11 protein-coding genes are annotated in these 9,147 nt (G+C 41.1%); all 11 read right to left on the minus strand.

Annotated elements, in window-relative coordinates; genetic code table 11:
• Positions 1 to 529, minus strand: a 529-nt coding sequence (locus tag D908_RS02665; RefSeq protein WP_005526924.1) for an O-methyltransferase, incomplete at its 3' end; no start/stop codon positions are given.
• A gap of 118 nt (positions 530 to 647) precedes the next feature.
• Positions 648 to 1,505: a restriction endonuclease gene (locus D908_RS02660; RefSeq protein ID WP_005526925.1), complete on the minus strand. Its 858-nt coding sequence runs from the start codon at positions 1,503 to 1,505 to the stop codon at positions 648 to 650.
• A gap of 112 nt (positions 1,506 to 1,617) precedes the next feature.
• Positions 1,618 to 3,261: an HsdR family type I site-specific deoxyribonuclease gene (locus D908_RS02655; protein WP_005526926.1), complete on the minus strand. Its 1,644-nt coding sequence runs from the start codon at positions 3,259 to 3,261 to the stop codon at positions 1,618 to 1,620.
• Positions 3,262 to 3,397: 136 nt separating this feature from the next.
• On the minus strand, positions 3,398 to 4,138 hold the full coding sequence (locus tag D908_RS02650) for a PhzF family phenazine biosynthesis protein (protein ID WP_005526927.1): 741 nt from the start codon (positions 4,136 to 4,138) through the stop codon (positions 3,398 to 3,400).
• Between the two features lie 165 nt (positions 4,139 to 4,303).
• Positions 4,304 to 5,110: a hypothetical protein gene (locus tag D908_RS02645; RefSeq protein ID WP_005526928.1), complete on the minus strand. Its 807-nt coding sequence runs from the start codon at positions 5,108 to 5,110 to the stop codon at positions 4,304 to 4,306.
• Between the two features lie 137 nt (positions 5,111 to 5,247).
• Positions 5,248 to 5,823: an NAD(P)H-dependent oxidoreductase gene (locus D908_RS02640; protein ID WP_005526929.1), complete on the minus strand. Its 576-nt coding sequence runs from the start codon at positions 5,821 to 5,823 to the stop codon at positions 5,248 to 5,250.
• 135 nt (positions 5,824 to 5,958) lie between these two features.
• The gene (locus D908_RS02635) at positions 5,959 to 6,495 is read right to left on the minus strand and encodes a GNAT family N-acetyltransferase (protein ID WP_005526930.1); all 537 of its coding nucleotides are present in this window, start codon (positions 6,493 to 6,495) and stop codon (positions 5,959 to 5,961) included.
• A 151-nt stretch (positions 6,496 to 6,646) separates the two neighbouring features.
• The gene (locus D908_RS0119935) at positions 6,647 to 7,111 is read right to left on the minus strand and encodes a GNAT family N-acetyltransferase (protein ID WP_235047391.1); all 465 of its coding nucleotides are present in this window, start codon (positions 7,109 to 7,111) and stop codon (positions 6,647 to 6,649) included.
• A gap of 162 nt (positions 7,112 to 7,273) precedes the next feature.
• Complete coding sequence (locus D908_RS02630) at positions 7,274 to 7,678, minus strand: GFA family protein (protein ID WP_005526931.1); 405 nt, start codon at positions 7,676 to 7,678, stop codon at positions 7,274 to 7,276.
• A 140-nt stretch (positions 7,679 to 7,818) separates the two neighbouring features.
• A complete protein-coding gene (locus D908_RS02625; RefSeq protein ID WP_005526932.1) occupies positions 7,819 to 8,355 on the minus strand; it encodes a nucleotidyltransferase family protein in 537 nt (178 codons plus the stop codon).
• A 130-nt stretch (positions 8,356 to 8,485) separates the two neighbouring features.
• Positions 8,486 to 8,959, minus strand: coding sequence for a GNAT family N-acetyltransferase (locus D908_RS02620; RefSeq protein WP_000587227.1), 474 nt, complete (start codon positions 8,957 to 8,959; stop codon positions 8,486 to 8,488).
• Positions 8,960 to 9,147: the final 188 nt, after the last annotated feature.

Here is a 9,147-nt window from a genome sequence, read left to right on the forward strand (position 1 = left end):
ATGAAACGCTCAGGTTTTGTTGAGAGCTTACCCACGCTCTGAATTCTGCAAGTTCATCTGCATGAGAGGTGGCATTGTCACAGACCAGTAAACCACCCGTTTTCAGAAGATTGAATAAGTCACCGGCTAACGATACATAGATTTTCCTGTTAGCATCAAGGAAGATAAAATCCATACTTTCAGGCACATCAGATAGGACTTCTATAACGTCTCCGACAAGTTGAACAATCTTCGAGCTTGTATGCGTCTGATTAAAATTTATCGATGCCTCTTCGATTTTCTTAGGGTTTGCTTCAATGGTGTAAACCTTACCATCATCGGGAAGTGCCGAAGCTAACCAAATCGTCGAGTATCCGTTAGATGTGCCAACTTCCAAGATCCTGCGTGCGCCTGTTGCTTTAACCAGCACAGATAGGAACTCACCAGTGTCTCTTGTGATATTCAGGTACTTCTTTGGTTTATCAGATTGAGCAAGATCGTTTTGAATTCCGAACTGCTCTAAATCTTCCATGATTCTTTGAAATTCCAACGTATTTCCCTCGATAGGTATAACGCCGCATTAAGGTGTGACGCACGCTTGGCTATACTTGAGCGAAGCGAAAATGCCAAGCGTAAGGAATCACTCTTAAATGCTTTGTTATATTCGATCACCAACTACGCACAATATTTTCTCTAAAAACTGCCGTTTTTCGATCTTTGTTAAGGTATTCAATTACCCCGATAAGCTCCGTGGAGAAGTCGATAGTGAATGGAATTGAGTGTGGCTTAGGAACATAAAATTCAAAACTTAAGCTATGCAGTTTTAAACTATATTCAGGCGTCTCAATATACGCATTGTCACATGGGTAATCGAGTGAATTTTGGCCATATTTACCACGATACTCATTGCGCAAGCGATTTTCGAGTTCATGAATAGAAAACTTATCATTTTTCAGCAAATCATTAATGAATACTTCATTGGACATAGATTCGAAGCCCAGAGGTTCAGTAATATCAATATCGGTATTCTCTTTCACCCAGTGCCCGTCAATCATCGGGTGAAAACCAATAATTCGAACTGGTAGCTGTGCCTGTATATCAACATTCACATACTTTAATAAAGGAGTACCATCTTTGTCATACCAATCAGACTCGTTTTGCTCACGAACGATAAGTAAGTCAATCTTATTATTTGTTGCTTTAGCCTCTGCACCACTTTGATAACCGACCTTCGTTGCGAATACAGGCTTCAAATCTGGAATATCCCTAATTTTACCAATTAAAGCATCAATTTTTTCAACTGATACTTTAGAAGCATAGTCCTTACATTCGATGATAGTTTTATATGAAACACCAGCTAATTCATATTCCCAGTAAAGATCAAACTCCCGTACAATCCCAAAATTATCAGCGATTTTCTTATTTCGCTCGATCTCAATATTTTTGTGCTTTAAGAACTCTTCAGAATCTAGCAACGCTTGCTGCAAGTTTTGAACAAAAATCTCGTAATCTCTACCGCTAGACATTTTTCCTCCGAGAATATAACGCCGCATTAAGGTGTGAGTAGCGCTTGGCTATACTTGAGCGAAGCGAAACTGCCAAGCGTTGCGAATCACTCTTAAATGCTTTGTTAGCCATCTACAGAGTCCAGTCAAGTCCAACAAAGTCTACTATCTCTCCACGTTGCTCAAATGCATTACTACGACTAACCAAGTTAGCTAAACGATATCTAAGCTGAAGTGAAATTGGGCAGGTTACATACACCGAAGAAACTAGACTACTATCGAAGCCTGTAAAATAGCTACCTGTTCCTACGAGCATTGATAGAGAGCTATTTGCATCCAAAAATAACTTGAGCCTATTTCGTGCCACATCTGTGTTTTCCATATATGATACTTTCTGAATACGCTCATATCCATCAGCCCCCCATTTTGGTCTAAGGCTTAAAACCTGATCAAGGATATGACATGCGTGATCAATAGTGTCTACTACGATTAGTGCTTTTTGATTGGCCTTTGATTCAAAATGCTCAACAATTCTTTCAGCCAAGTGATTACATCTAGCAAAATGAAAATTTGAACCAAGAAAGTAAGCCTCATCAGAGATATGCTCAATATCTGTTAGTACAGGAGTTTCTCTCAAAATATGAATAGGTTTCAATACTTCATCTTGTATTGCATGCAATAGGTCATACCCTTGAACTAGTTCTCCAAAAAACTCCTGATCTTTGATGATTGGAGTACTAGTAAATAAAATACGCGTAGATTGTGGAAAGCACTCTTCTAACCTGTTTTTAATAGAGTGCGTATTAAACCCTACCAGTAAGCAATCATCATTAAACAGAAAACCTTCTCTCATCAGCTTTTGCTCTGTAGCGATTACGATATGTGCACTTTTATTATTTAATTCATCACTTAGCCTTTCTGCATATTCACTTTTGTATAAGAGCACGTTTAGGCTATTAGAAATTAGGTGGTAAACTTGGTCTGCAATAGCAACGCGGTCAGTAATAATAAATATTGGTTTTGTTCGAAAAGAATCTAGATTTTTTACTTTTTCAAGATATGACACTAGTGTAACACTTAATCCACTGCCAAGAACTTGATGAACAATCCCAGCTTTCTTATCTGTACATAGTGCTTTTTCTGTCGCTGCTAATGCATTTGATACGATTTCTGAGCGTATATGTTTTAGATATTCTTGAACAGGCTGAGCAACTTTTCGTATTTCTAGGATAGTTACCTTCTTAAAATGATCGCAGCTAACCTCTCTTGATAGCATACATAACAGTGGGTCTAAGATATCGGATATCAATTCCGATACTTCAACTACATCTAATTCAATTGAAAAGTGTACAATTTTATTTCTAAATTTTGTTAGCTGATCAATCTGATCACGAAGATCAGACTTTGCGCTAAGCTCATCTATCGTAAGAGTGATGGCAACACGTTCGATAAGATTTTTAAAGCCAACAGACATGACTTTATCATCATGATCAAACAAGTCGAGTACTCCCGCATTGTCCATTCCCGGCTTATTGCGAAGTATACCCAACCTTTCAACCGCTTTATTCACGTCTTGAAAAACTAAAAACTCGTTGTTTTGTACCAATAATTGTTTAAGCAACAATTCTATTCCATGATGAACCCAGATTATGGATTCTTTTAACAGCCAACCGTCCTCATTCTTTTTCCATTCATTCCAAACTTCATAGCCTCGCTTCAATGAATGGGCTCCATTATCTAATAATCCCATTTTTAAACTGCTATTCTTATTGTTCATTTTTTATCCTTGATGGCTAACGCCCGCCTAAGGGGCTGGCAACGCATAACACAAAACTAAAACACAACAACCGAAACCACCGTGGCTCATTGGGACTGGAAACACCACGCGTTGACAGTCCCTCTTGAGGCGTTTGTTAAATTGCAACTGCTCGCCGCTTTGCTTGGGCAAATACTGTAATTGAATTTTCAGCTGTTCTCTCTACTTCAAAATAACCACCTGACATTGAAAGTTGACGCGCATTCAATGAGTTGGAGCCAAGTTTATTAAACCAATATGGTGCAAGAGAGCATTGTGCTGAGCCTGTTGCTAAATCCTCAGATATGCCAATTTTGGGTGCAAAGTATCTTAGAACATAACCACTATTACCATTTGCAGCCGTTACAATCAGAGCATGGTATTCGTTGATTTTTCTCAAGCGCTCATCATCTAGCTGGAAATTCATTACAGTCTCAATCGAAGGCAAAACCAAGACTAAGTCTCGGGTAGAGAAAACATCAATCGCATCAGTCGCTAAATCAGAGATTTCTACTGGAACGACACAAGGCTTACCTTCCCAGCTGGGTAATAACAATGAATATTGGTCATTTCTTTTAGAAATCACCACTTCACCGTATTTACTGTTGAAAACTACATTTTCCAGTTGGTACTTAGAAAGGATCGCTGCACCAGCACCTAAACTCCCGTGACCACAAAGATTAATTTCACCATCCAATGCAAACCAGCGAATGTGAAACTGTCCGTCGATGTGAGTAATGAACGAAGTGACAGGCTGTCCAACTTCACGGGTGATTTGATGTAATTCGGTATCAGAAAGCCAGCTCTTTAGCTCTAGTACCCCGCAAGAGTTGCCAAAGGCCGATTCGTCAATAAACACATCATAAATATCAATGTTGATAATCCACCATCCTTGACTGCAATTTAACGCCCGCCTAAGGGGCTGGCAACGCATTAACTCTAAACCCAAACACAACAACCGTAACCACCGCGGTTCATTGGAACTGGAAACGCCACGCGTTGACAGTCCCTCTTGAGGCGTTTGTTAGAACCATTGCTGAACGCGCGCTACTAGACCAATTAGAACTGCTGAAATTGCTATTAGCGACCATAGCCAATGTTCTTTAACATACTCAACAATTGCTTTGGGATGAAAACCATATTTATCTTTCCAGGTAGCACACGTGAGCAAAGAATCATCAACGACCCTTTCCACAATGTTGGACATAGCATCAACTTTGCGTAGAGTTGATTGGTGAAGTTTGACGTATTCAGCACTGTCGAACGCATTTGCCTCTTCTTTCCCAGTTAGCATACCTTTAGAAGTCATATTGTTGTAATTAACCAGACTGATAAAACGCCCACAATCTCCATGATCAATGTAGTTTCGCCCGAAGATATCGATAATCGCCCTAGCGAGATCAAATTTCTTTTCATCTTGAACTTGCAACGGTTCACCGCCTAAAACCTGAAATCGATGCTCAATAGCTGAAAAGCCGTAATTTCCATCACGCATGTTCCAGTGTATATAGCTAAAATTCTGGCGATATTTTATGTACTCAAAGAAATCAGCTAGCATTTCTTTCTCTAAAGTATCGTACTTCTCTGGTATGTCTGAAATATCTACATTTCTTCGCTCTGCGACCTTATGGATAGAAACACTTTCTGTTTGAGCAGTTTTTAGATTCCTCAAAGCGATAGAGGTAACTCTAGGTGTTCTACCATCTTTTATGTCATAGAACGATTCACAGGAATAATGAATTAGGAAAACTTGCTCCGATTTTTCGTATAGTTTTTCTAACTCACCTCGAGCCTCTTTTCGTTTTTTAATTCTTTTTAACTCTGAAGCCATATTTCCTTCCTTGGTTCTAACGCCCGCCTAAGGGGCTGGCAACGCACAAACACTAAACTCAAACACAACAACCGTAACCACCTCGGCTCATTGGGACTGGAAACGCCATGCGTTGACAGTCCCTCTTGAGGCGTTTGTTAGGCTTTTTCACCTAGCCGCTCTGCTACTTTGAGCCATTTTTCTCTTTGCTCTGGCTTAGAGGACTGTATAGGGGAAAACTCTGAAATTTTGGTCACTTTAATGCCCGAAAAACCAAGTATTGTCCGCTTCATCTCATTATGCCCCGGACTTCGATAAACCCAACGAAAATACCAAGGCGGGGTATCCATTGTCACTAAGAGTTGTGCGGTTCGATTAGAAAGAAGCTTATCCCATAATGGGGAGTTCTCACGGTACTTGAAAGCAAAACCAGGGAGAAAAATTCTATCGATAAACCCTTTCATCAGCGAAGGAATAGATCCCCACCAAATTGGATAGATAAAAGCTATATGCTCTGCCCACTGAATGTCCTGTTGAGCTTTAATCAAGTCCGGCTCTAATTCTTGGATTTCACGATAACCTTTCCAAAGAACAGGATCAAAACTCAATTCACTCAACTTAATGGTGCGAATATTTGCACCTCTTAACTCTGCACCTTTGATGTACGAATTGAATAGAGCATCGCAGAAGCTACCTGTATTGGGATGCCCAAGGATCACTAGTATTTTTTTCACGGCTCCTCCATAAGCCTAACGCCCGCCTAAGGGGCTGGCAACGCATAACACAAAACTCAAACACAACAACTGCAACCACCGCGGCTCATTGGGACTGGAAACGCCGCGCGTTGACAGTCCCTCTTGAGGCGTTTGTTATGCACTGTCCAAAGGCTTAGCTAGTAACCCATAAATTGCGGAATCTGATACAACCCCGTTAACTTCCCACCGCTGCCTTAGAAAGCCTTCTTTAACAAACCCTAACCGTTCCAAGGCCTTACCTGAAGAAATATTGTCTGGATCTATCTCAGCTTCGATTCGACGTAACTGCAAGTTTTTAAATGCGTATTCAATAAGCGCAGTTCCCGCCTCGAATACAATACCTTTACCCCAGAAATTACGGCTGACGCCAAACCCAATTTCTGCGCGCCCAGACTCTTTTGCATAGTTAAATAGCATTATCTTGCCCAGAAGTTGACCAGTACTCTTTAGGTAAATACCTAGGGTCACTTCTGTATTACTATTCATTGCCTGTACGCTATTGGCTATAAATAATCTAGCCTCATCAATTGAAACCCAGGGACTAGAGTTCCAATATTTCATGACATCATGGTCTGAGAATATACCAAACAAGTCTCTTGCATCATCTTCGACTAAAGCTCTTAGTATTAGTCGTTCCGTTTCAATTAACATTTAGAGACCAACCTTTCGTTTTTTATTGGCGCATAACGCCCGCCTAAGGGGCTGGCAACGCTTACACTAAACTCAAACACAACAATCGTAACCACCGCGGCTCATTGGGACTGGAAACGCCACGCGTTGACAGTCCCTCTTGAGGCGTTTGTTATGCCAAAAGTACCCGCTTCATCAACTGCGCACTATCACCATAACTATTACACACTTCTTGCTCTACACTTGTAAAACCCTGTTTTTGCCAAAATTGCATCGAGTTCTGAACAGAAACTAGCAAGATTTCTTTGTAGCCTGAAGCTGTCGCAACATTCACTAAATGCTCAATCATTTTTGAGCCAATACCTTTGCCAAACGTATGATTCGATACTGCCAAATCGTGGAGGAATAAAATTGAGCCTTCTGTACCTTTCGGTAACTTATTGAACAATTTCGGAGGCGTTCTACTATTCCAAGAATGCGCTAACAAATACCCCATTAATTGTTCATCATCTCGATAGGTAAAACAGCTACTTGGAGATCTTAGCCACTTATCCCTCAATACTTCTAGGCTCTCTGGTTCAACCAAATGATAGACTTCTGCTTGCAGTTTCAATATCTCAGACCAAGTGCTTTCCACGATAGACTCTATTGACATACGACGACCTAAAATGCTTTGGGCATAACGCCCGCCTAAGGGGCTGGCAACGCATAACACCAAACTCAATCACAACAACTGTAACCACCGCGGCTCATTGGGACTGGAAACGCCACGCGTTGACAGTCCCTCTTGAGGCATTTGTTATGAAGCTGTTCTATCTGCAGGGTGGTTTACCCCATCATTTGTTACCACATCACCTAAATCAAATGGATTGACACCCTCAAGACAACCCACATTGAAACCATATTCATTGGGTTGTGAGCGTCGTTGATGATGAGTATAGATGCCACAATTGGTACAAAAATAATGCTTAGCTGTCAGTGTGTTAAACTGATAGAGCTTCAAATATTTCTCGCCTTCGACAATGCGAACTCCACTTAAATCAACTGAAGCAACTATTGCTCCTTTCCTTCGACAGATAGAACAATCACAACGTCTTGGGTTTTCAATTCCATTTGGAAGAGTCAACTCAAAAACAACAGAGCCACAATGACAGGTTGCTTTATGCTTAAACTGAATTTCTATATTTCCGACTTTCTTTATCATACTGATGCTTCCTTGCTTCATAACGCCCGCCTAAGGGGCTGGCAACGCATTACCACCAAACTCAAACACAACAACCGAAACCACCGCGGCTCAATGGGACTGGAAACGCCACGCGTTGATAGTCCCTCTTGAGGCGTTTGTTATGGCGCAATTTTCAAGTCAGGCCACATAACTAACCAACCTTTTGACTTTGCTCGATTTTCGAAGGTTCCATATGCTCGCTTAGTATTATGTGTGATGAAACCTTGAAATAGACTCTCGAAACCAAAGGCTGATATACATTCGTAACGATCGTGCTCGACTTTTCTCACTGCTACCGCCGTTTCTTTTTCAGGCCAATAGCTCATGGCATCCAATGCGCTTTGGTAAGGATTGTCGCCATTTTGTAAGTGCATTTTAGCTTGATTTTTCACTTGCCAATTGAGCTGGGGCATTTGCTCCGACAACTTGAGTTCAAGTGATTTTTCATAATCTGAATCTAAACAATCGGCATCGAAGAAAATGACATCAATGTCGTTTAATGGCGTCAGCTTTACGTTGTGATGTAAAGAGTCCCAGACAAGGTTTCGCACAAAACCTGCGGCTATGTAGCATTGAGGCAATTCAAGCTGATAAACACATTCTAGTGCTTCTAGTCGAATGGGATCTTTTCTAATTAAATCAACGATGGCTTTCATTTTCACCTTGCGCCATAACGCCCAATTAAGCTGTGAGCAACGCTGCCACCTTACTCAAACGATGCACCGTAATCACCAAACCAATTGAAACCGAAAGCGCCGAGCGTTGCGAATCAGCTTGAATTGTTTGTTATAAATATTTTTCGTAACACTGTTCAAGCTGAGTTTGCCCCCAAAGTTCGCACTCTTCCTCATGGATTAACTGAAATCCATTTTTGATATAAAGTGACTTTGAAACAACTAAACCTGCAACTGTCCAAAGGATTACTTTGGAATAGTTTTGCGCAATACAAAAACTAAGTGCCTGCTCAATTAGAGTTTTTCCTAAACCTTTCCCGCGAGCCTTTGGGTCTACTGAGAACCAGCGAAGTTGAGCTTCAGTATTTGAATTTTCGCAAATACAAATCGTACCGACTAGTTCACCATCGAGTCGGGCCAACCAAATCCTCTCTCGTTTGCCATTACGTTTTGCAAACTGAGCTAGAGGTTCTGCAACATATGCTTCAAAGGTAAAGTCATAGCCATACTCTTTCGAGTAAAGTAAGCCATGCTGCTTAACGATGTGACCTAAGTCTCCTGGTTCTAATGTATTGCTAATTATCATTGCTGCTCCCTAGCGATGATTTTGACTGTATTTATAACGCCCGCCTAAGGGGCTGGCAACGCATAACAACCAAACTCAAACACAACAACCGAAACCACCGCGGCTCATTGGGACTGGAAACGCCACGACGTTGACAGTCCCTCTTGAGGCGTTTGTTATGTGTGTGTTTCAGTTTGGCACGGCTGTAA

It is taken from the genome of Vibrio mimicus CAIM 602 (genome assembly GCF_000338875.1).
GTDB lineage: Bacteria > Pseudomonadota > Gammaproteobacteria > Enterobacterales > Vibrionaceae > Vibrio > Vibrio mimicus.